The organism is Micromonospora sp. NPDC023644, from assembly GCF_040640115.1.
Classification (GTDB): Bacteria; Actinomycetota; Actinomycetes; order Mycobacteriales; family Micromonosporaceae; genus Micromonospora.
Genome location: NZ_JBFABA010000029.1, coordinates 44,256 through 67,477, shown reverse-complemented (window position 1 = coordinate 67,477; position 23,222 = coordinate 44,256). Strand labels below are relative to the sequence as shown.

Annotated in this window: 20 protein-coding genes; 10 read left to right on the top strand and 10 right to left on the bottom strand. The window is 74.9% G+C overall.

The window, feature by feature from the left end; translation table 11 throughout:
- Positions 1–908 (bottom strand): hypothetical protein (locus AB0G08_RS20230; RefSeq protein WP_358090045.1); only part of this gene is annotated, 908 nt, incomplete at its 3' end.
- A gap of 112 nt (positions 909–1,020) precedes the next feature.
- On the opposite strand from AB0G08_RS20230, the gene AB0G08_RS20225 reads away from it, so the two are divergent.
- On the top strand, positions 1,021–1,530 hold the full coding sequence (locus AB0G08_RS20225) for an NUDIX domain-containing protein (RefSeq protein WP_358090042.1): 510 nt from the start codon (positions 1,021–1,023) through the stop codon (positions 1,528–1,530).
- 13 nt (positions 1,531–1,543) lie between these two features.
- Here AB0G08_RS20225 and AB0G08_RS20220 read toward each other — a convergent pair whose 3' ends face one another.
- From AB0G08_RS20220 to AB0G08_RS20205, 4 genes are all read right to left on the bottom strand, one after another.
- Positions 1,544–3,769, bottom strand: a complete 2,226-nt coding sequence (locus AB0G08_RS20220; protein ID WP_358090039.1) for a glycoside hydrolase N-terminal domain-containing protein — start codon at positions 3,767–3,769, stop codon at positions 1,544–1,546.
- Positions 3,766–4,824, bottom strand: coding sequence for a LacI family DNA-binding transcriptional regulator (locus tag AB0G08_RS20215; protein ID WP_358090036.1), 1,059 nt, complete (start codon positions 4,822–4,824; stop codon positions 3,766–3,768). The genes AB0G08_RS20220 and AB0G08_RS20215 overlap by 4 nt, the downstream gene beginning before the upstream one ends.
- Complete coding sequence (locus tag AB0G08_RS20210) at positions 4,821–7,268, bottom strand: glycoside hydrolase family 3 C-terminal domain-containing protein (RefSeq protein ID WP_358090033.1); 2,448 nt, start codon at positions 7,266–7,268, stop codon at positions 4,821–4,823. The genes AB0G08_RS20215 and AB0G08_RS20210 overlap by 4 nt, the downstream gene beginning before the upstream one ends.
- Positions 7,269–7,492: 224 nt before the next feature.
- The gene (locus AB0G08_RS20205) at positions 7,493–8,713 is read right to left on the bottom strand and encodes an ROK family transcriptional regulator (RefSeq protein WP_358090030.1); all 1,221 of its coding nucleotides are present in this window, start codon (positions 8,711–8,713) and stop codon (positions 7,493–7,495) included.
- A gap of 189 nt (positions 8,714–8,902) precedes the next feature.
- Between AB0G08_RS20205 and AB0G08_RS20200 the strand changes: the two genes are divergently transcribed.
- The 3 genes from AB0G08_RS20200 to AB0G08_RS20190 are packed head-to-tail and all read left to right on the top strand — an operon-like array spanning position 8,903 to position 12,557.
- The gene (locus AB0G08_RS20200) at positions 8,903–10,570 is read left to right on the top strand and encodes an extracellular solute-binding protein (RefSeq protein ID WP_358090027.1); all 1,668 of its coding nucleotides are present in this window, start codon (positions 8,903–8,905) and stop codon (positions 10,568–10,570) included.
- Positions 10,567–11,586: an ABC transporter permease subunit gene (locus tag AB0G08_RS20195; protein WP_358090024.1), complete on the top strand. Its 1,020-nt coding sequence runs from the start codon at positions 10,567–10,569 to the stop codon at positions 11,584–11,586. The genes AB0G08_RS20200 and AB0G08_RS20195 overlap by 4 nt, the downstream gene beginning before the upstream one ends.
- Positions 11,583–12,557 (top strand): carbohydrate ABC transporter permease, encoded by a 975-nt coding sequence (locus AB0G08_RS20190; RefSeq protein WP_358090021.1) that lies wholly within the window; start codon positions 11,583–11,585, stop codon positions 12,555–12,557. The genes AB0G08_RS20195 and AB0G08_RS20190 overlap by 4 nt, the downstream gene beginning before the upstream one ends.
- 49 nt (positions 12,558–12,606) lie before the next feature.
- Here the strand turns inward: AB0G08_RS20190 and AB0G08_RS20185 are convergent, their stop codons facing one another.
- Positions 12,607–14,946 carry a TIM-barrel domain-containing protein gene (locus AB0G08_RS20185; RefSeq protein WP_358090018.1) on the bottom strand — a complete coding sequence of 780 codons (2,340 nt, stop codon included), beginning with the start codon at positions 14,944–14,946 and terminating at the stop codon, positions 12,607–12,609.
- Between the two features lie 160 nt (positions 14,947–15,106).
- On the opposite strand from AB0G08_RS20185, the gene AB0G08_RS20180 reads away from it, so the two are divergent.
- Positions 15,107–17,134: a beta-galactosidase gene (locus AB0G08_RS20180; RefSeq protein ID WP_358090051.1), complete on the top strand. Its 2,028-nt coding sequence runs from the start codon at positions 15,107–15,109 to the stop codon at positions 17,132–17,134.
- An 84-nt stretch (positions 17,135–17,218) separates the two neighbouring features.
- Here AB0G08_RS20180 and AB0G08_RS20175 read toward each other — a convergent pair whose 3' ends face one another.
- A complete protein-coding gene (locus AB0G08_RS20175) occupies positions 17,219–17,869 on the bottom strand; it encodes a LysE family translocator (RefSeq protein WP_357882976.1) in 651 nt (216 codons plus the stop codon).
- A gap of 132 nt (positions 17,870–18,001) precedes the next feature.
- On the opposite strand from AB0G08_RS20175, the gene AB0G08_RS20170 reads away from it, so the two are divergent.
- Both AB0G08_RS20170 and AB0G08_RS20165 read left to right on the top strand, forming a co-directional pair.
- Entirely contained in the window at positions 18,002–18,550 is a 549-nt protein-coding gene (locus AB0G08_RS20170) for a GNAT family N-acetyltransferase (protein ID WP_358090015.1), read from the top strand.
- Between the two features lie 64 nt (positions 18,551–18,614).
- Positions 18,615–19,091 carry a DUF1992 domain-containing protein gene (locus AB0G08_RS20165; protein WP_358090012.1) on the top strand — a complete coding sequence of 159 codons (477 nt, stop codon included), beginning with the start codon at positions 18,615–18,617 and terminating at the stop codon, positions 19,089–19,091.
- A 6-nt stretch (positions 19,092–19,097) separates the two neighbouring features.
- Here AB0G08_RS20165 and AB0G08_RS20160 read toward each other — a convergent pair whose 3' ends face one another.
- Complete coding sequence (locus tag AB0G08_RS20160; RefSeq protein ID WP_358090009.1) at positions 19,098–19,673, bottom strand: maleylpyruvate isomerase N-terminal domain-containing protein; 576 nt, start codon at positions 19,671–19,673, stop codon at positions 19,098–19,100.
- A 329-nt stretch (positions 19,674–20,002) separates the two neighbouring features.
- Between AB0G08_RS20160 and AB0G08_RS20155 the strand changes: the two genes are divergently transcribed.
- The 3 genes from AB0G08_RS20155 (at position 20,003) to AB0G08_RS20145 (ending at position 21,967) form a co-directional block, all read left to right on the top strand.
- A complete protein-coding gene (locus AB0G08_RS20155; protein ID WP_358090006.1) occupies positions 20,003–20,836 on the top strand; it encodes a nitroreductase/quinone reductase family protein in 834 nt (277 codons plus the stop codon).
- A 211-nt stretch (positions 20,837–21,047) separates the two neighbouring features.
- Positions 21,048–21,494: a DUF6194 family protein gene (locus tag AB0G08_RS20150; protein ID WP_358090003.1), complete on the top strand. Its 447-nt coding sequence runs from the start codon at positions 21,048–21,050 to the stop codon at positions 21,492–21,494.
- A gap of 107 nt (positions 21,495–21,601) precedes the next feature.
- A complete protein-coding gene (locus AB0G08_RS20145) occupies positions 21,602–21,967 on the top strand; it encodes a nuclear transport factor 2 family protein (RefSeq protein WP_358090000.1) in 366 nt (121 codons plus the stop codon).
- 16 nt (positions 21,968–21,983) lie between these two features.
- On the opposite strand, the gene AB0G08_RS20140 is transcribed toward AB0G08_RS20145, so the two are convergent.
- Positions 21,984–22,331 (bottom strand): transcriptional regulator, encoded by a 348-nt coding sequence (locus tag AB0G08_RS20140; RefSeq protein WP_358089997.1) that lies wholly within the window; start codon positions 22,329–22,331, stop codon positions 21,984–21,986.
- Positions 22,328–23,023 (bottom strand): hypothetical protein, encoded by a 696-nt coding sequence (locus AB0G08_RS20135; RefSeq protein WP_358089994.1) that lies wholly within the window; start codon positions 23,021–23,023, stop codon positions 22,328–22,330. The genes AB0G08_RS20140 and AB0G08_RS20135 overlap by 4 nt, the downstream gene beginning before the upstream one ends.
- Between the last annotated feature and the right edge of the window lie 199 nt (positions 23,024–23,222).

The window sequence follows — 23,222 nt, the reverse complement described above, 5'->3', positions numbered from 1 at the left end:
GCCAGCTCCGCGCGGGCCTGCTCGGCGCTCGCCTCGGCCCGCTGCCCGGCGGCCTCGGCGTCGCGGCGGGTGGCCTCGGCGCGCTGCCGGGCCGCGTCGGCGGCGGCGGCGGCCGTGCGGGCGGCGTCGGCCTCGGCGCGCGCCTGCCCGGCCCGCTCGCGGGCCTGTTCGGCCTCGGCGTGCAGGCGTTGGGCGCGGTCGAGGGCCTCGGTGGCGGCGCGGGTCGCCCGGTCGGCGTCGGCGCGGGCGGCGTCGCGCTCGCCGGTGAGCTCGGCGGCGCGGCGGCGCTCGGCGTCGACCTCGGCGCGCAGCGCCCGCAGCTCGTGGCGGGCCGTGTCGCGGTCGCGTTCGGCCTGTGTCCGCAGGGCCTCCGCGGCGCTGGCCTGTCGGCGGGCGTCGTCGCGGGCGGCCTCCGCCCGGTCGGCGCGTTCGATCGCCGCGGTGGCCCGCTCGGTGGCGCGCCGGGCCTCGTCGTGGGCGGCGTCGCGCTCGGCGGCGGCCGACCGGGCCTCCTCGCGGGCCCGGACGGCCGCCGCGGCGGCGTCCTCGGCGTCGCGGCGGGCCTCGTCGCGCTCGGTCTGCGCCGCCGCGACCTGCGTCGCGGCGTCGGCGCGGGCCTGCGCGAGCTGGCGTTCCACCCCGACCGGGGACAGCTCGGCGTGCAGGGCCTCGGCGAGGCTCTCCGCGACCTGCTCCAGTCGGTCCACCGCCTCCCAGGTGCGGGCCACCTGACCGGGCAGCCCGGGGGCGTTGCGGTGCCGCATCCGGCTGTTGCGTGAGGCCCGCTGGCAGGCGCCGTCGTTGTCGCGGCAGTAGCGGAACGGCCGGCCGGCGCCGGCGCGCTGCGGCACCTGGCGTCCGCAGTGGGCGCAGGGGCGGGTCTCGGTGGGGGTGGGCTCGGCGTCCATCGAGGGCGGAGTCTACTGCCGGCCGGCGCGGCGCCCGCCCGCCCACTCGACCGGACGCCACGCCGCCGGGAGGCTCCGCCGGCGCCGCGCCGGTACCGGATAGCGTGACCGGGTGGCCATCTCCCCGTACATCGCCAGGCTGCGCGCCCACGTCGGTCACGACCTGCTCCTGCTGCCCGGGGTCAGCGCGGTCGTGCGCGACGACGCCGGACGGGTGCTGCTGGCCCGGCGCGCCGACAACGGCCGCTGGTCGGTGCCCGCCGGCCTCATCGACCCCGGCGAGCAACCCGCCGACGCCGTCCTGCGGGAGGTGTACGAGGAGACAGGCGTGCACGCCCGCATCGAACGGGTCGCCGGCGTCGCCACCCACCCCGTGGTCTATCCCAACGGCGACGTCTGCGAGTACCTGAACGTGTGGTTCCGGTGCCGGGCGGTGGGCGGCGAGCCGCGCGTCAACGACGACGAGTCCACCGAGGTGGGCTGGTTCGACCCGACCGACCTGCCGGAGATCGACGAGTGGGCGCGGCTGCGCATCGACACCACGCTGCGCGAGGACGGCCCCGTCTGGCACGCCGCTCCCGGCGAGCGGCATCCCGCGCTCGGCCGGCCCGACGCCCTCTGACCAGCCTCACCCGTCACCGCGGCGCGGTGAAGGTCACCTCGACCGGCGTCGCCGCCACCAGGTCCACGTCCCGCCCGCCGTAGGGGCTGCGTACGGTCAGCCGCTGCGCCACGGGGGAGACCAGGCGGGCCCGGACCCGGCCGGCGGACCAGGACAGCTCCTCGACGCCGACCCGGCCCCGGCAGGCCACCCCGCGCAGCACTCCGGCGCCCAGGCCCGGCAGCGCGGCCGGCAGCAGCCGCAGCAGCCCCGGGCGGGACTGCACCAGCGACTCGATCAGCACGGCCGGCAGGGCGTGCGCGGCGTCGGCGTTGTATGTCACCAGGCCCGGGTTGTGCGCGCTCATCAGGGACCGGAAGAACATGTCGTTGCCGAGGATCTTCAGCAGGTTCGCGGCGGTCAGCGGGCCGTCGCGCAGCCGGGCGGCGGCCAGCGCCCGGTGCAGGCTGCCGTGCGCGGAGAGGTTCTCGTCGCCGCGCAGCGCCAGCGCGCGGTGCGCGGCCCGGGCCAGTTCGGGGGTGTCGTCCGGGTTGACCTCGTCCAGCGGCCACACGGGATAGAGGTGGCTGACGTGGCGGTGGTCGTCGTCGCCGTGGTAGCCGGGCCAGGCCCACTCGGCCAGCGCCCCCCGCTCGTCGACCCGGTACGCGGGCAGCCGCCGCCGCAGCCCCGCCCACCGCTCGGAGCCGGTCACCTCCTCGGCGGTGCGCAGCGCGTGCCGGGCGGCGGCGATGTCCATCGTGGCGTTGACCGCCACGTGCACCGGCCGCCCCCGCTCGTCGCGCGGGCCGGTCTCCGCCGAGTACGACGGCACGACGACCACCGTGCCCGCCTCGTCGGTGACCGTGAGGAAGTCCGTGAAGAAGTCCGCCACCTCCGCCAGCCAGCCGGCCACCTCCCCGAGGGGCGCGCCGGTGACCAGGTGGTGCTCGTGCAGCGGGTGCAGCAGCCAGTGCGCGCCGGGCAGCCACGCCGCGAAGGGCCAGTCGGCGTGCAGGTGGAACAGGTGGCCGTGCTCGCCGTCGGTGCGGCTGGGCGCCAGCAGGCCCCGGGCCCCGTAGATCGCCCGCGCGTTGCGCCGCCAGTCGTCGACCTGGCCGCGTACCAGGTTGGCGTGGGCGGCGGTCACCTCCGGCAGGGCGCCGACGTTCGCGCCGGCCAGTTGCAGGTTGAGGTTGGCGTCGGTGGTGAAGTCGCCGGCCCAGGCCGCGTCCCACGAGCCGAGCCACAGCCCGGTCAGCCGGGGCGGCAGGACGCCGCTGGAGCTGAGCAGCAGGTACCGCCCGGCGTGGAACAGCCGCTCCAGCAGCGCCGGGCGCAGCGTGTCCGGGTCGGCGTTCTGCGCCGCGATCAGCTCGCCCACGGGCAGCTGCCGCTGTGCCGCCGGCACCCCCAGGTCCAGGCTCACCCGCCGGTAGGCGCGCCCGTGCAGCGCGACGTGCCGGGCCAGCAGGGTCTCGTAGTCGTCGCCGGCGTGCCCCGCCAGCAGGTCCTCCAGGTCGCCCGTGCGCCACGGCGGCGTGTCGGGGCGGTCGAGCACCGTGGTCAGCAGCGCCGGGCCGCGCACCGCCACCCGGTCGTCGCCGACGACCGCCACGTCGCCGCGCAGCAGGGTGAGCCCCTCGAAGCCGTACGCGCCGCCCGCGTCGGGGTAGCGGCCCCGCACCCGCAGGAAGACCAGATCCCCCCGGCGGTACGCGGCGGCGCGGTAGCGCACCGACTCCGGCCGGCCGGGCAGGTCCCCGGTGACGCCCACCTCGCAGGGGCCCGCGTCGACGTGGGTGACCACCAGCGCGTCGGCGCGGGAGACGAACGACCGGCGGCGCCCGCCCGCCCACTCGACGACGACCTCGCCGGTGGTGAACTCGGTGCGCCGCCGGTAGTCGCCGACCGGGCCGGGATCCACGGCGTCGATGGTGAGGGCGAAGCCGGGGTGGAACGACTGCGTCCAGCGCAGCACGCCGTCACCGGCGAGCAGCCGGCTCGCCTCCGCGCGCCGCCCGGCGAGGATCAGCTCCCGGATGCGGGGCAGCAGGGCGGCCAGCTGCGGGGGCCGGGCGTCGCGGGTGCCGTTGGGCAGGACGAACCGGTGGTGGTTGACGATGATGCGTTCGGCGTGTGGCCGGCCGTACACCATGATCCCGGCCTCGCCGTTGCCGGCGAGGAACGCGTCCTCCCAGCGGGCGGCGGGGGCGGTGTCGACGATGCGGTGCGCGGCGGGCGGCGGCCCGGCCGTCACCGGCCGGACCTCGCCGTCGGTGCGGGGGCGGCGGTGCTGTCGCGCACCGTCAGCCGGGGCGCCAGCAGGGTGACCTCCGGGACCGCCTCGCCGTCGAGCTTGCGCATGAGCAGCGAGACGGCCTGCGTGCCGATCTCCTCGGCGGGGACCGGCACGGCGGTGAGCATCGGGCTGGCCTGCTCGGCGAACTGGTCCGGGCAGACGGCGACCACCGACACGTCCTGCGGCACCCGCCGGCCCAGGGCGGGCAGCGTGGCCAGCACCGGACCCACGGCGGCCTCGTTCTGCACGATCAGCCCCGACACGTCGGGTTGGCGCTCCAGCAGGTCGGTGACGCTCCGGCGCACGGCCACCGCGCCCTCCTCGCACGGCAGCGCCACCGCGTCGACGCCGTGGCCGGCGGCGGCCTCGACCACGCCGGCGCGGGTGCGGTGCGCGAAGCCGGTGCCCCGGTCGTAGACGGCGGCGGGCGCGCCGAGCAGGGCGACGCGCCGGTGCCCCAGCCCGGCCAGGTGCGCGACGCAGGCCCACCCGGCCCGGTGGAAGTCCAGGTCCACGCAGGTCAGGCCGGTGGCGTCGGCGGGCAGGCCGATGAGCACGCTGGGCCGGGCCAACTCGCGCAGCAGCGGCACCCGGGGGTCGTCCAGCTCCACGTCCATGACCAGGACGCCGTCGACCAGGGCGGTGGCGGCGACGCGCCGCAGGCCGGCGGGCCCCTCGTCGGAGGTGACCAGCAGGACGTCGTGGTCGAAGCGGCGGGCGGTGGTGACCACGGCCATGGCGAACTGCATCACCACGGGCACCTGCATCCCCGCGCGCAGCGGCAGGACCAGCGCGATCACGTTGGCCCGTCGGCTGGCCAGGGCCCGCGCGCCGGCGTGCGGGTGATAGCCGAGCACCCGGATGCTGGCCAGCACCCGATTGCGGGTGACCTCGGAGATCGCGCGCTTGCCGCTGAGGACGTACGACACGGTGCTCACGGCGACCCCGGCGTGCCGGGCGACGTCGGCGATGGTGGGCTGCTCGGGCGACGGGCGCCCGCGCGCCCCGCTCACCGGGCCCGCCCCGACGCCGGCGCGGCCGCCCGGTCGTCGGCAGCCTCGTCGCCGCGAACGGCGAGGGCGCCGACCAGCCGGACGTCGCGTGCGGAGCGTCCGACCAGGACGGTGTGGGTGGCGTCCTCCACCACGCGGCGGCCCCGCGTGGCGTCCCACCAGCTCAGCTCGGCGGTACGCAGCCGCAGCCGGACCACCTGCCGCTGCCCGGGCGCGAGGCTGATCCGGGCGAAGTCCCGCAGCTGGCGCAGTGGCTGCTTGACGCGGGAGCGGCGCTGGCGCGTGTAGAGCTGCACGACCTCCTCGCCGGGGCGGTCGCCGGCGTTGGTGACCTCGACGCTCACCTCGACCTCCTCGCCGGCGGTGGCCTCGGCGACGCTCAACCGGAGGCCGGCGTAGTCGAAGCGGGTGTAGCTGAGCCCGTGGCCGAACGGGTACAGCGGGTCGCCCCGGTGGTACAGGTAGGTGGCGTCGGAGCCGATCACGTCGTAGTCGAGCAGGTCGGGCAGGTCGGCGGCGTCGGCGTACCAGGTCTGGGTGAGCCGGCCGCCGGGGTCGGCGTCGCCCAGCAGCACGTCGCCCAGCGCGGCGCCGTGCTCCTGGCCGCCGTGGGCGGACCAGAGCACCGCCGGCAGGTGCGTCTCGGCCCAACCGACGGCGTACGGGTAGCTGCTGGTCAGCACCAGCACGGTGCGCGGGTTGGCGTCCTGAACCGCCCGCAGCAGCGCCTCCTGCCCGCCGGGCAGGGCCAGGTCGACGCGGTCCTCGGTCTCCCGGCCGTTGACCATCGGGTGGTTGCCCAGCGCCACCACCGCCACGTCGGCGGCGGCGGCCAGGGCGGCGGCCTCGGCGGCCCCGTCGACCAGCAGCTCCACCGTGAACCGGGTCGCGTCGCCGGGGGTCGGGGCGTCGGCGCGCAGCCGCCCGTGCGCGTCGACGGCGACGTACCGGTCGGTGGCGAGGTGGTGCAGCAGCGCCGTGCCGTCGGGGCCGTCGTGGAGGCGGAAGGTCTCGCGGACCACCCAGCCGCCCGGTCCCGGGCGGTCGTTGGCGAGCGCGCCGGCCTCGTCGGCACCGACGTGGCGGCCGTTGCCCGCGGCGCGCAGCGCCACCACGTCGCGTCCCCAGTCGAAGACGTCGAAGCCGGTGGCGTCGGCGCCGAGGGTCAGGGGGCCGCCGTCGGGGGTGTCCGGGCAGCCGACGTACCGCTCGCCGACGCGCAGCGCGATCCGGTCGGTGCCGGGGTGGGTGGTGACGGTGGGCAGCCGCCCGGCCAGGCCCTGGTAGGCGGTGACCGCGTACGGCGGGGTGCCGCTGTACCAGTCGGTGTGCACGGCGTCGGCCAGCGGGCCGAGCACGGCCACCCGCAGCCCCGGGTCGGTGAGCGGGAGCAGCCCGTCGTTGCGCAGCAGCACGATCGACTGGCGGGCGGCCTCCCGGGCCAGGTCCCGGTGCGCGGGGCGGTCGGCGACGTCCGGCGCGACGCCGGCGAAGGGGTCGTCGCGCGGGGGGTCCAGGTCGCCGAGGCGGGCCCGGACGGTGAGGATCCGCCGCACGGCGCGGTCCACGTCGGAGGCGGTGATCAGCCCCCGGTCCAGCGCCTCGGTCAGCCGCGCGACGGTCGGGGCGCTGTCGGCGTCGTCCTCCGTGAAGCTGTCGATCCCGGCGCGCAGGGCGGCGGCGAAGCCGTCGACGTGGTCGGGCAGGTGGCCCTGCACCCCGGCGATGTTGGTCACCGCGCCGGCGTCCCCGACCACCATCAGCTCCCCGGGCGCCCACCGGCGCAACTCGTCGGCGATGAGCGGGCTCAGGTGCGCCGGCACCCCGTTGACCAGGTTGTAGGAGGCCATCACGGCGACGGCCGCGCCCGCGGCGAGCGGGGCGCGGAAGGCGGGCAGCTCGTACTCGTGCAGCACCCGGGGGGACAGGTCGCTGGAGGTGGTGGCCCGGTCGGTCTCGTTGTTGTAGCCGAGGAAGTGCTTGACCGTCGGGGCCGTACGCAGCCGGTCCGGGTGGTCGCCGCGCAGGCCCTCGGCGTACGCGGTGGCGAGCCGGCCGGTCAGCCACGGGTCCTCGGACCAGCCCTCCTCGTTGCGTCCCCAGCGCGGGTCGCGCAACGGGTTGACCACCGGCGCCCAGACGTTGAGGCCGACCCGCTCGGGGTCGGCGTGGTGCTTGGCGCGCACCTCGTCGCCGACGGCGGCGCCGACGGCGCGGACCAGCTCGGGATTCCAGCTGCTGGCGAGCCCGACGGCCTGTGGGAAGACGGTGGCCTTCCCGAGCCACGCCACGCCGTGCAGCGCCTCGGTGCCGGTGCGGAACGGGGGCAGGCCGAGCCGGGGCACGGGCGCCTGCCACTGGTGCAACAGGCCGAGCTTCTCCGGCAGGATGAGCCGGCCCAGCAGGTCGTCGACGAGGGCTTCCGGGGCGGGGAGGTCGGTCATGGTCGGTCGCCTTCCGTGGGTCCGCCTCACGACCGTGTCGAAGCGCTTCGACGAACGGCGGGCGAGCGGCATCGCGGGGTGGTGGGTGGCGGTTGCCGGCCCGGAAGCGTTGAAGCGCTTCGACGACCGCCCGAGACACGCCGCCCCGGGCGCCCGAACCACGAAGCGGCGGTTCGAGGTTGGCACCCGGGGCAGATCCGGTCAAGACCCGCGCGGCCGGAGGATCACGCCGCGGGCAGCCGTCCCGACTCGACGGCGGCGAGTGCGGCGGTGGCGCCGCCGAGCGCGGTGGCCGCCGCGTCGAGGGTGGAGGCGTCGAGCCGGCAGCCGCCGGCGTCCGGGGCGTGGGTCCGCGCGGCGAACTCCGCCCGGGCCGCCGGCAGCAGCCAGGGGGCCAGGGTCGCGAAGTGCCCGCCGACCACCACGGCCTGCGGGTTGAGCAGGTCGGCCAGGACGGACGCGGCGTGCCCGAGCCGGCAGCCGACGTCGGCCAGTCCGGCCAGGACGGTGGGGTCGTCCTGGCGGGCCAGCGCCTGGATGCGTTCGATCTCGGGCAGGAAGTCGGTGACCGGCCCGTCCTGCCGCGTGTCGGGCAGCAGGCGGCCGACCACCGCCGGCAATCCGGCGTACGCGGCCAGGCAGCCGCGTCGCCCGCACGCGCAGGCGGGACCGGCCGGGTCGAGCGTCAGGTGCCCGACCTCGCCGGCGAATCCCCGGCCGCCGCGCAGCAGCCGGCCACCGGCGACGATCCCCGCGCCGACCGAGGCCCCGCCGGTGAGGTGGACCAGGTGGGCCGCTCCGGCGTACGCGCCGTGGCGGTGTTCGGCCAGGACGGCGAGGTTGGCGTCGGTGTCGACGTCGACGGTGAGGTCGGGATCGCGCAGGGCGGCGCGCAGGTCGGCGGCGAGGGCCACGTCCCGCCAGCCGAGCGCGGTGGCCCGGGGGACGGCGCCGTCCGGGTCGACGAGGCCAGGCACGCCCACGGTCAGGCCGAGCACGCGGCGGTCCTGCCCGGTCAGCCGGGTGATCGCCCGTCGGGCCAGGGCGGCCAGCGCGCGGACCGTCTCGGCGGGGGAGGACGACGGCGCGGCGAAGGCGCGCCGCCAGGTCAGCAGCCGGGTGCCGGCCAGGTCGACGGCGACCACCACCAGTTCGTCGGCGCCGATCTGCATGCCCAGGGCCGCGTACGGGGCGCCGTCGAGGACGAGCATGGTCGCGGGGCGGCCGACCCGGTTCTCGGTCAGCCCGGTCTCGCGCAGCAGCCGCCGTTCGATCAGCTCGCCGACCAGGCTGGACACGGTGGCCTTGTTGAGCCCGGTGTGCGCCGCGATGTCGGCCCGGGAGCAGGGGGCGTGCCGGCGGACGTGCCGCAGCACCACGGCCCGGTTGGCCGTCCGGACGTCGCCGAGGTCGGTCGGCTGCGGTTCGTTGTGGCTGCTGATCACGATCTGTCCGCTCCCTGGGCGACGGTGCGCGATTCCCGGTGGTGCCGCGCGCCCCATCATCGCGTACGTCGGGCCGCTGTCTTGTGGGACGGATCACCGTCGATTAGTTTGTTCGGCTAGAACCCCAACTAATTCTAGCCGGGCCCGCACGTTCCGCGACACCGCCACCGAAGACGAAGGGAGTGCGCCGTGAAGCCGTCCCTGCCGGGCGCATCCACCGACCGCCGGTCCCTGCTGCGCCTGCTCGGCCTCGGCGCCGCCGCGAGCATGGGCGGCGCCACCCTGGCCGGTTGCAGCAAGGAGGCCGGGAGCAAGGGCAGCGCCACGACGGCCGACGCCATCCGGTCGGTGCTGCCCACGCACAAGCCGGCCGAGCTGCTCAAGCCGGACATCCCCGGGGAGGGGCCGATCCCCGACGGCTACCTCAGCTACCCCCGCAGCCTCGTCGACGCGGTCACCGAGCAGCCCGGCCGGGGCGGCCCGCCGATCCGCACCATGAGCCCGTGGTGGGGCCCCGCCCCGCCGACGGTGGGCCGCAACTCCTACCTCGCGGCGGTCAACGCCAGGCTGGGCGTCGAGGTGCACCCGAGCCTGCAGGACGGCACCACGTACGCCGACAAGCTCAACGCGATGCTCGGCGCCCGCGACGTGCCGGAGCTGCTCAGCGCCCCCAACTGGGAGGTCGACAAGGTCGCCCGGTTCTCCGACGCGGTCAAGGCGCTGTTCGAGGACCTCACCGACCACCTCAAGGGCGACGCCGCCGCGAAGTACCCCTACCTGGCCGCGCTGCCCACCGGCGCCTGGGAGTACTCGGTGTGGGGCGGGCGGCTGTACGCCGTGCCGTTCCCGACCGACGGGCCGTTCGCGTACGCCCTGTTCCACCGCGCCGACCTGCTCGCCAAGGCCGGCCTGGCGGCGCCGACGTCGCCGCAGGAGCTGCACGAGCTCGGCCGCGAGGTCACCGATCCCGCCAAGGGGGTGTGGGCCTTCGGCAGCGTCTTCGAGATGGTGCAGCAGTTCTTCGGCTGCCAGCAGACCTGGCGCAAGAAGCCCGACGGCGGCCTGGAGCACAAGTTCGAGAACCCGGCCTTCGCGGCCGCCCTGGAGTTCAACGCCAGGCTGTTCGCCGACGGGCTGGTGCACCCCGACACCGTGGCCAGCAAGGGCGCCGACGAGAAGCAGCTGTTCAAGGCCGGCAAGATCCTCATGTACCAGGACGGCCTCGGCGCCTGGCAGGGCATGCAGGGCGAGCGGGTCAAGGAGCTGCCGAGCTTCGACATGCAGCCGCTGCCGGTCTTCGGCGCGAACGGGGCGCAGCCGGTCATCTGGGGCAGCGAGAAGCCCGTGTTCTACACCTTCGTCAGGAAGGGCCTGGGCGCCGAGCGCGTCGACGAGCTGCTGCGGGTGCTCAACTGGTGCGCCGCGCCCTTCGGCAGCCGGGAGTTCGAGCTGCGCGAGTACGGCGTGGAGGGCAGGCACTTCACCCGCTCGCCCGACGGCAGCCCCGTCCCCACCGAGCTGGGCCGCAAGGAACTGGGGGCGCAGTACACCCACATCGGCGGCCGGGTCCCGGTCAAGGTGCGCAGCGGGGACACCCCCGACTACGTGCGCGACTACCTGGGCTACTACCAGAAGAACATCGCCCAGCTGGAGAAGGACCTCTTCGCCGGCATCAAGCTGGAACTCCCGGCCAACTGGTCGAAGATCATCCAGCCGACCGACGACAAGATCCGCGACATCCTGCGGGGCCGCCGCCCCGTCGGCGACCTGGCGCAGGTCCGCAAGGAGTTCCTCGCCTCCGGCGGTGAGGAGGGGCGCGCGTTCCACGAGAAGGCGCTCGCCGACAACGGCCGATGAGCCGCCCGGTCACCGCCGGCCCGCTCGACGCGCCGGCGGCCACCGGCCGGCCCGCGCCCGCCGGTCGCACCCCGCCCGCACGGGCCCGGCGTCGCCTGCGTGACCGGCTGCGCCGGGACTGGCCGCTGCTGGCCATGACGGCGCCGGCCGCCACGCTGCTGCTGGTCTTCCACTACCTGCCGACCCTGGGCAACGTCATCGCCTTCCAGGACTACAACCCGTTCGTCGGCGACGACCCCGTCGAGGCGTTCTGGTACAGCGAGTGGATCGGTTTCGGCAACTTCGAGGCGCTCTTCGGCGACCCGCTGTTCTGGGACGCGGTCCGCAACACCCTGACCATCACCGCGTTCCAGCTCGTCTTCTTCTTCCCGCTGCCGATCCTGCTGGCCATTCTGCTCAACAGCCTGGTCTCCGCGCGGGTCCGGGGCTTCGTGCAGAGCGTGGTCTACCTGCCGCACTTCTTCAGCTGGGTGCTGGTGGTGACGTTCTTCGTGCAGATGCTCGGCGGGGCCGGGCTGCTGGCCCAGGAGATGCGCGAGGCCGGTATGCGGCCGTTCGACGTCATGACCAACCCGGACACCTTCATCGTGCTGGTCACCGCCGAGGCGGTGTGGAAGGACATCGGCTGGGGCGCCATCGTCTTCCTGGCCGCGCTGGCCGCGATCGACCCCAACCTCTACGAGGCGGCGGCGGCCGACGGGGCCGGGCGGTGGCGGCGGCTGTGGCACATCACCCTGCCGGGCCTGCGCCCGGTGATCGTGCTGCTGCTCATCATGCGGCTCGGCGACGCGCTGTCGGTCGGCTTCGAGCAGTTCATCCTGCAACGCGAGGCGGTCGGCCGGGAGGCCGCGGAGGTGCTGGACACGTTCGTCTACCACCAGGCCATCAGCACCCAGCAGTGGGGCCTCGGCGCCGCCGCCGGGCTGTTCAAGGCCGTGGTCGGGCTGGTCCTCATCCTCACCGCCAACAAGGTGGCGCACCGGCTCGGCGAGCAGGGGGTGTACGCGAGATCATGACCGCGCAGCTCAGTGGCGCCGGACCGGTGCCGGCCAGCCCCGACCTCGACGCGCCGCCGCCGCGGCGGCGACGCTCTCGGCGACCCGCCTGGGAGGAGCCGCCCACGGTGCCGGGCACCGTGGCCAAGGGCGCGGTGCTCACGCTGCTCGTCGCGGCCGTGCTCGTGCCGCTGTGGGCGGTGCTGGTGACCAGCCTCGCCTCGCGGGACACGATCGACGCCGCCGGCGGGATGGTGATGGTGCCCCGCGAGATCGACCCGTCGGCGTACGTCACCATCTTCAGCGGCGGCCAGATCAGCCAGGCGGTGTGGATCAGCACCCTCGTCACGGTGCTCGGCACCACGGTGAGCCTGGTGCTGACCGTCCTCGCCGCGTACGGGCTGTCCCGGCCCGGATCGGTGGGGCACCGGGGGCTGCTCTTCTTCTTCCTGCTGACCTTCCTGATCTTCCCCGGGCTGGTGCCCAGCTACCTCGTGGTCACCGGCCTCGGGCTCAAGGACAGCATCTGGTCGCTGATCCTGCCCAGCGCGATCAGCGTGTTCAACCTGGTGGTGATCCGGGCGTTCTTCATGAACGTCCCCGGTGAGCTGCTCGACAGCGCCCGCATCGACGGCGCCGGGGAGTTGCACATCCTGCTGCGCATCGTGCTGCCGCTGTCCAGGGCGGTGATCGCCGTCGTCGGCCTCTTCTACGCCGTCGGCTACTGGAACGCCTACTTCAACGCGGTGCTCTACATCGACGACAACGACAAGTTCCCGATCCAGCGGGTGTTGCAGAGCTACATCCTCGCCGGGCAGTCGCCGAACGTCTCCGGGGCGGCGGTCAGCCTGCCCGGCGTCACCGCGTACCCGCCGACGCTGGCGGTGAAGATGGCGGTGGTGGTGGTGACCGTGGTCCCCGCGGTGATCGTCTATCCGTTCGTGCAGCGGCACTTCACCAAGGGCGTCATCACCGGCGCGGTGAAGGGCTGAGTGGACCCGGGCGGCGCCCGACCCGTCGCGGGTCGGGCGCCGCGGCGCGTCAGGCCGGGTCGGGCCACCACGGGTCGAAGGGCGCCGGGGTCACCGGTGCGCCGTTGAGCAGCAGCCGGGCGGGGGCGTCCGCGCCGACGACGCTGACGCGCGTCACCCGCAGCGGCCCGTCGGTGTCCACCCGAAGGGTGTCGCCGTCGCGGACGGCCGTCACGACCGTGTCGCCGTCGACGTCGTGCAGCACCGTGCGGCCGTCGACGCCGCCCCAGCTGACCAGGGTGACGTCGCGGAACGGCCCGTCGCCCACCGTGTCGCCCGGCGCGACCACCGGGACGAGCGCGCCGTGCCGGACGTAGAGCGGCAGCCGGTGCGGCGGTACGTCCACCCGCAGGTGCCGCCCGCCGGGGTGCCGCTCGCCGGTGGCGGCGTCGACCCAGTCGTCGCCCACCGGCAGGTAGACGTCGCGCCGCCCGGACGGGTCCGTGACGGGGGCGACCAGCAGGTCGGTGCCGAGGCGGTACTGCAGGTCCGTGGTCCAGGCCGTCGGGTCGTCGGGGGTGTCCACCAGCAGCGCGCGCATCATCGGCGCCCCGCCGGCGGCCGAGCGCACCGCCGCCGACCACAGGTACGGCATCAGCCGGTAGCGCAGCCGCAGGGCGGCCACGGCGTCGCGTTCGGTCTCGGCGGGGAAGTCCCACGGCAGCCGGCTGGTGGTGCCGTGCAGGCGGACCAGGGGCGACAGCGCGCCGAACTGGGTCCAGCGCACGTAGAGCTGCGGCGTCGGGGTGCCGTGGAAGCCGCCGGTGTCGTGGCTCCAGAACGGCACGCCGGAGAGCCCGTGCGACAGCCCGCCGCGCAGGGTGCTGGCCAGCCCCGGCCAGGTGGCGTTGACGTCGCCGCTCCACTGCGCGCTGTGCCGCTGCCCGCCCAGGTACGACGAGCGGGCCCACACGGTGCGGTGCCCGGTCACCTCCTCGGTCACCTGGGCGACCACGTCGTTGAACAGCAGCGCGTACACGTTGTGCAGCTCGACGCCGGTCATCCCGTTGTGGGCGACGGCGTCGACGGGCACGCCCTCGGCGAAGTCGGTCTTGAACACCGCGACCCCCTGCTCCAGCAGGGGCCGCAGCAGCCCGGTGAACCAATCGACGGCGGCCGGGTTGGTGAAGTCCACGATGGCGCTGGCCGGGTGGCTGCCGTGCCAGACGTCGGCGACGTACGGGCTGCCGTCGGCGCGGCGCAGGAAGTACCCGGCCTCGGCCGCTGCGGCGTAGAGCGGGCTGCCGGTCATCAGGTACGGGTTCATCCAGAGGCAGACCCGGAAGCCCTGCCCGGCGAGGGTGCGCAGCATCGCGGCGGGATCGGGGAACGCCTCGTCGTCCCACCGCAGGTCCGACCAGCGGCCGGCGACCTGCCAGTAGCAGTCCAGGTGCAGCACGTCGCAGGGGATGCCGCGCTCGCGCAGCAGGCGCCCCCGCTCGAGCACCCGCTCCTGCGAGTCGGGGAAGAAGCCGGAGGAGACCCAGGCGCCGAACGCCCACTTCGGCGGCAGGTACGGCCGGCCGGTGAGCCGGTCGAAGCGCCTCAGCACCTCGGCCGGCGTCGGGCCGGCCAGCACGTAGTAGTCGAGCAGGTCGTCGGGGACGAGGATCTGCACGCTGCTGTGGGTGGACTGGCAGACGTCGAACTGCACCGGCAGCCCGCTGTCGACCAGCACGCCGTAGCCCCGGTCCGACAGGTAGAACGGCACGTTCTTGTGGGAGCGGTCCGACTCGCCGCCGAAGGCGTCGAAGTTCCACATCAGCGGCCGCTGCCCCCGCTTGTCCAGCGGGGTGAACTTCTCGCCGAAGCCGACGAAGCGTTCGTCGCCGGGCGCGGCGAAGCTCTCGTGCCAGGCGACGGGCGCGCCGTCGACGGTGGAGCGGCCGAAGGGCAGGGTGCGCCGCCGGCCGCTGATGTCGCGGGTGCCGGGGTCCTGCTCGAGCAGCAGCCGCCCGTCGGGGCCGAGGAAGCGCAGGTGCCACGGGTCGAGCCGGATCTCGGCGACCACGGCGCCGGCGTCGACCCGGACGTGGGCGTCGTCGGCGATGACGGTTACCGGGTGGGTGCCGGGGTGCACCAGCGGCAGCGCCCGGGCGGAGCGGCTGCGGGCCTGCGGGTCGTCGGACAGGCGCACCCGGATCACCCCCTCGCCGGCGGCGTCGACGCGTACCACCATGCTCGCGCCGTCGGAGAGGGCGGCCTTGAGGGTCACCCCGTGCGGGTCGGTCGCGACGACCTCGGCCCGGCCGACGACGGCGGCCCCGTCCTCGCCGGGGGCCCGCACCGGCAGGTCGGGTGGGTCGGCCACGAAGGTCTCGTACGGGACCAACGGCGGTCGGTAGGGCATCGGCGTCTCCTCCGGGATGGGTCCGACGGTCCCGCCAGTTTCTTTGTCTTCCCAACTAACTGTCAACGACAAGCTCTGCTCGATCGATGGAAGCTTGGCGTTGACAGGCAAAAACGCGCTCAATATTTTGGACGCCTCTTCAACAAACTGGCGGTGGGCGATGTGGGGCGACGGCGGGCTCCGCTACGGCGGCGACTACAACCCCGAGCAGTGGCCGGCCGAGGTGTGGCGTGCGGACGTCGCCCTCATGCGCCGCGCCCGGGTCAACCTGGTCACCGTCGGCGTGTTCGCCTGGTCGCGACTCGAACCGGAGCCCGGCCGGTACACCTTCGACTGGCTGGACGAGGTGCTGGACCTGCTGCACGACGGCGGCGTCGGCGTCGCCCTGGCCACCCCGACGGCCTCGCCCCCGCCCTGGTTCTCGCTGGCGCACCCCGACGCGCTGCCCGTGACCGCCGACGGCGTGCGCCTGCACCACGGCAGCCGGGACACGTACTGCGCCGCCGCGCCCGCCTACCGGGCGGCCGCCTGGCGCATCGCCGCCGCCCTCGCCGAGCGCTACGCCCACCACCCGGCCCTCGCGCTGTGGCACGTGCACAACGAGTACGGCACCACCTGCCACTGCGCGCACGCCGCGCGGGCGTTCCGGCACTGGCTGGCCGAGCGGCACGGCGACCTCGACGCGCTCAACGCCGCGTGGGCCACCAGCTTCTGGAGCCAGCACTACACCGACTGGGCGCAGATCGACCCGCCCCGCGCCACGCGGTACCTGGCCAACCCGGGGCACCTGCTGGACTTCCGCCGCTTCTGGTCCGACACCCTGCTCGCCGCGTACGTCGAGCAGCGCGATCTGCTGCGCACGGCCAACCCGGCGGTCCCGGTCACCACCAACTACGTCCTCGGCGACTGGGTGCCCGTCGACCACGCCCGCTGGGCCGCCGAGGTCGACGTGGTGGCGATCGACCACTACCCGGACGCGGTCGACGGCGGCGCCGAGGAGCAGACCGCCCTCGCCGCCGACCTGGCCCGGGGCTGGGCCCGCCACGGCGCCGGGCGGCGCACCGGCGGCGTCGACCGGTCGGCGCGGTGGCTGCTGATGGAGAGCGCCCCCAACCAGATCCACAGCGGCGGACGGATGCACGCCAAGGAACCCGGCCGGATGGCCCGGCACAGCCTGTCCCACGTCGCCCGCGGCTCGCGCGGGGTCATGTTCTTCCAGTGGCGGGCCCCGGCGGGCGGGGCGGAACGCTTCCACTCCGCCCTGGTGCCGCACGCCGGTCCCGACACCCGCGTGTTCTCCGAGGCCGTCGACCTCGGCGCGACGCTGGAGCGCCTCGGCGAGGTCGACGGCGGCACGGTCGACGCCGCCGTCGCGATCGCCTGGGACGCCGCCAGCGGCTGGGCCCTGGGCCACCCGGGGATGCCGTCGCCGCGACTGAACCACCGCGACGAGGTGTCGGCGGCGCACCGGGCGCTGTGGCGGGCCGGGTTCGGCTGCGACGTGGTGCTGCCCGGCGATGCCCTGGACGGGTACCGGCTGCTGGTGCTGCCCGCCCTCTACCTGGCCTCCGACGCCACCGCCGACTGGGTGCGTGCGTACGTCCACGGCGGCGGCCACCTGGTGGTGACGTGGCTCAGCGGGGTCGCCGACGAGCACGCCCGCGTCCGTCTCGGCGGGCACCCCGGGGCGCTGCGCGACGTGCTGGGCGTACGCGTGGAGGAGTTCCACCCGCTCGCCGACGACGAGACGGTGCCGCTGTCCGGCGGCGGGACCGGCCGCCTCTGGGCCGAGACGGTGCGCCTCGTCGGCGCGGGGACGGTGGCCTCGTACGCCGGTGGCGTGCTCGCCGGACTGCCGGCGGTGAGCCGCCACCGCTTCGGCGCCGGCACCGCCTGGTACCTGTCCACCCGGCCCGACGACGCCACGTACCGCCGGCTGATGACGGACGCGGCTCGGGCGGCCGGCGCGGCACCCGTCTGCCCGGCCGCGCCGGACGGGGTCGAGGCGGTCCGCCGGCGCGGCGCCGGGGCGAGCTGGTTGTTCCTGCTCAACCACACCGACCGGCCGCAGCGGGTGCCGGCGGCCGGGGTCGACCTGCTCACCGGCGCGACGGCCGCCACGCAGGTGCACCTGCCCGCCGGGGGCGTGGCCGTGCTCCGGGAGGCCGCCCCCGACCGCGGGGCCTGACACCGCGGGCGGCCCGTTCGCCGTCGCGCAGGCGCCCGTCGCGTCGCCGGGACGGGCTCGGCTGTCCGGGGGTCGGGCTCGCGGTCAGGGCATGGCGACGGCGGCGCGCGACCGGTCGGCGGCGATGCGCACCGCCAGCCCCGCCAGCACCGTGCCCATCACCAGCCGCTGCACCCGCAGCCACAGCGGCCGGCGGGCGAAGAAGCCGGCGAGCGCGCCGGCGCTGAGCACGATCAGCGCGTTCACCGTCAGCGCCACCGCGATCTGGGTCAGCCCCAGCAGCAGGCTCTGCGCGGCCACGTGACCGCGGGCCGGGTCGATGAACTGCGGCAGCAGCGACACGTAGAGAATCGCGATCTTGGGGTTCAGCAGGTTGGTGACCAGGCCCATGGTGAACAGTCGCCGGGCCCGGTCCGGCGGCAGCGGCGCCGGGGCGAACGGCGACTGCCCGCCCGGCCGCAGCGCCTGCCACGCCAGCCACAGCAGGTACGCCGCGCCGGCCAGCTTGACCGCCGTGTAGAGGGCGGGCACCAGCACGAACACCGTGGCGATGCCGGCGACCGCGGCGGCCAGGTAGACGCCGAACCCGGCGGCGACGCCGAGCAGCGACACCAGCCCCGCCCGCCGGCCCTGGGTCACCGACCGGGACACCAGATAGACCATGTTCGGGCCGGGGGTCAGCACCATCCCCAGCGCCACCAGCGCGATGCCCACCAACGCACCCGTACCGACCATGCCGCGTCCCCCCGTTGCACCCGACTCGCGCCGACCCTACGCCGTACGCCACCGCGCCGCCGACCCGTTCCGGCGTGCCGCGCGCCGACCGCCCGCCCCCACCGCCGACGCGGCGCCGGGCACACTATGCCGATGCTGCACGCCCCGGCCACCGGAACCCTGCCGGAACTCCTGCTGCGCCCGTGGCGCGACGACGACGCCGACGCCCTGATCGCCGCGTACCGCGACCCGGTGCTGCGGCGCTGGACCCGGGCGCCGGTGACCACGGCCGCCGAGGCGCGCCGGTTCCTGGCCGCGGCGCACCGGGACTGGGACGACGGCAACCGGTTCTGCTTCGCGGTGCTGGAGCCGCACCCGGCCGGCGAGACCCTGGTGGCGCAGGTGGTCCTCAAGAACGTCACCGAGGGCGGCGGGGACGCCGAGGTCGGCTACTGGACCGCCGCGCCCGCCCGGGGCAGGGGCGTCGCGCCGCACGCCCTGACTGCCGTGACCGAGTGGGCGTTCGCACGCTTCGCCGGCCTGCGCCGGTTGGACCTGCTGCACCAGATCGACAACCCGGCGTCCTGCCGCGTCGCGGAGAAGGCCGGCTACCGCTTCCAGGAGGTGCTGCCGGCCCGGCCGCCGTTCCCCCGCGACGGCCACCGGCACGCGCGGGAATGCCCGGCCCGGTCGGGGCGCTGACTTCACCCCGGCGGCCACGATGCGGTGGCCGCGTTACCGTGGGGCCCGGGGGAGGTGCCGGCAGGTGGACAGCTGGGAAGCGACGGTCGAGGCGCGCATCCGCGCGGCACAGGAGCAGGGCGAGTTCGACAACCTGCCCGGCATGGGCAAGCCCATCCCGGGCCGCGGCCAGCCGTACGACGAGTCGTGGTGGATCAAGAGCTTCCTCGAGCGGGAGAAGCTGCCCACCGATCTGCTGCTGCCGACGCCGCTGCAACTGCGCCGCCGCATCGAGCAGGTGCCCGACGAGGTGCGGGACCTGCCGACCGAGCAGTCCGTGCGCGCGTTCGTCGCCGACCTCAACGCCCAGATCCTCGCCTGGCTGCGTACGCCCACCGGTCCCCGGGTCGCGGTGCGCCCCGTCAACGCCGACGACGTGGTCCGCCGCTGGCGGGCCGAGCGGGAGACCGCCGCCGCCGCGACCCCGCCACCGCCCCCGCCGCCGGCGGCTCCACCGCGCCGGCGGGGCTGGCGGCCGCCGTGGCGCCGCCGGGCGGCGTAGCCCCGGTCAGTCCACCGCCGCCCGCCACGACCAGGACGTGCGCCGGGCGCGGCCGGGCAGCTCGCCGCGGCCGGTCAGCCACCGCAGCACCTGCGGCGCGGGCCCGGCGGGCGCGTCCGGGAAGAGCCGTCGCACCACGGCGGCGCTGAGCCGCTGCGGCGGCTGCCAGGGCATCCCGAGACCGCGGGTGATGTCGTCGGTGTGCAGCAGCGTCTCCGCCACCCCCATCGCCGCGAAGCCGGCCGGGTCGCAGGGGCCGTAGTGCCAGGCCCGCGTGTCCGGCCCGGCGGCGTCGACGGCCGCCCGCAGCAGGCCACCGCAGGCGACGACGACCCGCAGCACCTCGGCCGGGCCGGCGGTGGGGGAGACGGCCAGGTCGAACGGCAGGTAGCCGTCGTCGGGCCGCCCGCTGACCTGGCCGGCGTACGCCAGCAGGTCGTGTGCGACGTGGGCGGCGGTGGTCCAGCAGCTCCACTCCAGCCCGCCGGCGGGCACGCTCCAGTCCCGCCCGGTGTGCGGGCCGAGAACGGCGGTCATCTCGGTGAGCGCCTGGTCCACGTCGACGCCGGTCAGCTCGGGCATCTCCCGACCGTGCCACCGCGCCACGGCTCCCGCAATCGAATGACGCTTGCCTGCCCGCCGCCACCGACACTAGGGTCGGACACGTGACTGCCGGGTCGGCCTTGGGCCACGAGCGGACAGGGCACCCGGCCGTCAGGTGAGCCGGGGGCGGGCCCGCGGCCCGCCGGCGCCCCCCACCTGCGGTGTCGACGCCACGTCCACCGCCTCTCACACGTCTTACACCGTCCACGCCGGTCGTACGCCGGCGTATCCGCATCCTCGCTGCCACCGGTCGCCGGGCGGGCGATCCATCGTGGCCGCATCCTCCTGCCCGAGCAGAGAGCAGAGCATTGCCCAACGACTTCAACCAGCAGATCATCGACGAGTTCCGCGCCAACTCCGGCCGGGTCGGCGGGCCCTTCGAGGGGGCCCGGCTGATCCTGCTCACCACCACCGGGGCCCGCTCCGGCGCTCCGCACACCACCCCGGTCGGCTACCTGCCCGACGGCGAGGAACGCATCCTCGTCATCGCCTCGGCCGGGGGCGGCCCGAAGCACCCGGACTGGTACCACAATCTCCTCGCCGACCCGCTCGTCACCGTCGAGGACGGGGTCTTCACCTACCAGGCCCGCGCGGTCGTGCTGGCCGGCGCCGAACGCGACGAGATCTTCGCCCGGGCCGTGGCGGCCGACCCGGGTTGGGCCGCGTACCAGGCGAAGACGACGCGGGTGATCCCCGTGGTGGCGTTGCACCAGGTGGCGGGCGGGCCACCGGAGGCGGCCTCCTTGGGCGCGGCGCTCAAGCTGATCCACGACGCGTTCCGCCGGGAACTGACGTTGATCCGCGACGAGGTCACCCGCAGCGGCCCGGGCCTGGGCGCGCAGCTGCGGGTCAACTGCCTGACCTTCTGCCACGGCCTGCACCACCACCATCGCAACGAGGACGACGGCATGTTCGCCAGGCTGGAGGGGCAGCGTCCGGACCTCGCCCCGGCGCTGGCGCGGCTGCGCGAGGAGCACCGTCGCATCGCCGCGCTCGTCGAGCGCCTGCGGCAGGTGGCGGGCGACCCCGACGCCGACCCCGCCGACGCCCGCCGGGAGGTCACGCGTCTCACCACCGAGTTGGAGGCCCACCTGACGTACGAGGAGGAGCAGCTCATCCCCGTCCTCGACGGCACCGGATAGCGGGTGCGCCCGCGACCGGATCCGGTGCGAGCCGGCTCGGTCGCGGGCGGAACCCGACCGCTCGCGCTGCCGCTCGATGCCGCCGGGGATCCGGGACGGGGCACCGCCGGCGCGTGCGGCCGGGTTGTGCCCGGACTTGAGGGTTCGCGGCCCGCAGACGGCATCAACCGGGCGTAAGCCTCAATAGGCATTTCAATGAAAAAATTGAGGCATGGACGTTGAGGACATGAAGCGGTACCTCCGCGAGACCTTCGACGGGGTGAACTTCCTGGAGGCGAACGGGGACACCTTCTACATCTACGACCCCGGCCGGGACCTGCCCGCCGAGCGGCAGCTGCCGTTCGCGACGATCGTGACCGGCGACCACTACGACGACGCCTCCGCGCTGAGCAGGCCGGGCGCGTGGCGGCTCAACATCGGGCTGACCCGCTCGGCGTACGGGGCGCTGTTCGCGCAGCCGCACGGGGCGGACGGCGGCGTCGACCACACGGTGCCGGACACCGTGCTGCCGCACCCGGTCTACGCCCCGCAGCACTGGGTGTGCGTGGTGAACCCCGGCGAGGCGACCCTGGACACGGTGCGGCACCTGCTGGCCGAGGCGTACGACTTCGCGGCCCGCAAGCACGCCAACCACCGGTCCCGGCGGGCCTCGTCCTGAGGTTCGTGCCGGCCGGCGCGTCCCACGGGCCGGCCGGCACGCCACGGGGTTAGCTTCGGCGGGTCTGCCCGATGGCAGGCCCGCCGAGGACGAGGAGACACCGCCCAATGTCGCGCAACACGCAGACGGTCGAGACCTACCTGGACGGCTTCCGGAAGAACGACCACGCGCAGATCCTGTCCTGCCTCACCGACGACATCGAGTGGACGGTGTTCGGCGCCTTCCACCTCAGGGGCAAGGAGGCCTACGACGCCGCCATCGAGGGACCCGGTTTCGTGCCGCCGCCCCACCTGGAGGTCGTCCGCATGGTGGAGCAGGGCGACACCGTCATGGCGGAGCTGGTCGGCTCGGTGCGGCGCGACACCGGCGAGGAGATGCGCATGTCGATGGCAGAGGTGTTCGTCATGCGCGACGGCAAGATCGCCGAGCGGCGCGCCTGGGTCATCGAGTTGAAGGAGAACGACCACCGCTGACGACCGACGATTGTCGCTACTGCCCGTTGGTCGTCTCGACGCGGGCGATGAGCTGCTTGAGTCGCGCGATCTCGTTGGCGAGCGCGGTGGTGCCGGTGGCGGTGAGGGTGATCCAGGTGCGGCCGCGCCGGCCCTCGTAGCCCTTCTCGATCTCGATCAGGCCGGCCGATTCCAGCACGCTGAGGTGCTTGGAGAGGTTGCCGGCGGTCAGCTCGAGGTGGGTGCGAAGGTAGCCGAACTCGACCCGGTGGGCCTCGTGCGCGATAGTCAGGATGCCCAGCCGTGCCCGCTGGTGCACCACCTCGTCCAGCCCGGTGACCGGGTGCCCGGCATCCGGGTCCGGGGCGCCGGGTGCGGCTGTCACCGCTGCCGCCTGCGGGCCGCCGCGAAGAACCCGACCGCGCCGAGCAGCAGCACCGCGCCGCTGATGGCTTGCGGCACCGCGAATCGGGCCTGAAGCCCCCAGCCTGCCAGTCCCCAGCCCTCGTTCATCGGCAGCACCAGCAGCACCAGGGCCAGGTAGGTGAGGGTGAACAGCAGGAGCCCGATGTTGCGCTCGATCCGGGCCAGCACCACCAGCGCGATACCGATCATGCTCCAGGGTGAGACCAGCCGGTCCAGCACCAGCCACCAGTACGAGAGTGGCTGCATCGACTCCGGGTGGCTCGGAAAATACAGGGCCGCGGCTACCCACGCGGCGGTGAACACGACGGTCGTCGCGGCGCCGGCGATGACGTACGGCAACACCCGGGCACCCAGCCCGCGTGCCCGGGCAGCCCGCACATAGGAGACGGCGATCGCCGCGTAGGCGAGCAGGAGCGCCGGCGGCCAGTAGTACAGCACGCCCCGCCGGGCGAATTCGCAGCTGGTGTCGGGGTGACAGCGCACCGTCATGCCGAGCCAGTCGAACGGGATCCCGACGAACGTCACTCCGGCCAGCACAAGCAGCGCGACCCAGGTCATCCGTTGGTCGAGACGCACCTGGTGCGCCAGGGAGCGAACCTCGGACAGCAGCCGGCGGGGATCGCCGCCGGCGGATATCGGCTCAGTAGTCATGCCAATAGGTTTCCACACCAAACCTGTCGGCGCTAGTGCCAGGTTGGCGCTGAGACGTCACTTGGGCCGCGGCAGGCGGCTGGCGGCTGACCCTAGCCGGCAGCCAATTAACGAATTACCGGTAATGACAATCCGGAAACTGGTACGGACAAACATGGTCGAATCGCCCACACACCATAATGACTGTTCTTGTGTAACG

Bases quoted from the DNA above. Each gene is read 5' to 3' on its own strand.
- AB0G08_RS20190 (WP_358090021.1), top strand. From the start codon at position 11,583: ATGACCGCGCAGCTCAGTGGCGCCGGACCGGTGCCGGCCAGCCCCGAC.
- AB0G08_RS20210 (WP_358090033.1), bottom strand. From the start codon at position 7,268: ATGACCGACCTCCCCGCCCCGGAAGCCCTCGTCGACGACCTGCTGGGC.
- AB0G08_RS20135 (WP_358089994.1), bottom strand. From the start codon at position 23,023: ATGACTACTGAGCCGATATCCGCCGGCGGCGATCCCCGCCGGCTGCTG.
- AB0G08_RS20185 (WP_358090018.1), bottom strand. From the start codon at position 14,946: ATGCCCTACCGACCGCCGTTGGTCCCGTACGAGACCTTCGTGGCCGAC.
- AB0G08_RS20180 (WP_358090051.1), top strand. From the start codon at position 15,107: ATGTGGGGCGACGGCGGGCTCCGCTACGGCGGCGACTACAACCCCGAG.
- AB0G08_RS20195 (WP_358090024.1), top strand. From the start codon at position 10,567: ATGAGCCGCCCGGTCACCGCCGGCCCGCTCGACGCGCCGGCGGCCACC.
- AB0G08_RS20175 (WP_357882976.1), bottom strand. From the start codon at position 17,869: ATGGTCGGTACGGGTGCGTTGGTGGGCATCGCGCTGGTGGCGCTGGGG.
- AB0G08_RS20145 (WP_358090000.1), top strand. From the start codon at position 21,602: ATGTCGCGCAACACGCAGACGGTCGAGACCTACCTGGACGGCTTCCGG.
- AB0G08_RS20170 (WP_358090015.1), top strand. From the start codon at position 18,002: ATGCTGCACGCCCCGGCCACCGGAACCCTGCCGGAACTCCTGCTGCGC.
- AB0G08_RS20160 (WP_358090009.1), bottom strand. From the start codon at position 19,673: ATGCCCGAGCTGACCGGCGTCGACGTGGACCAGGCGCTCACCGAGATG.
- AB0G08_RS20150 (WP_358090003.1), top strand. From the start codon at position 21,048: ATGGACGTTGAGGACATGAAGCGGTACCTCCGCGAGACCTTCGACGGG.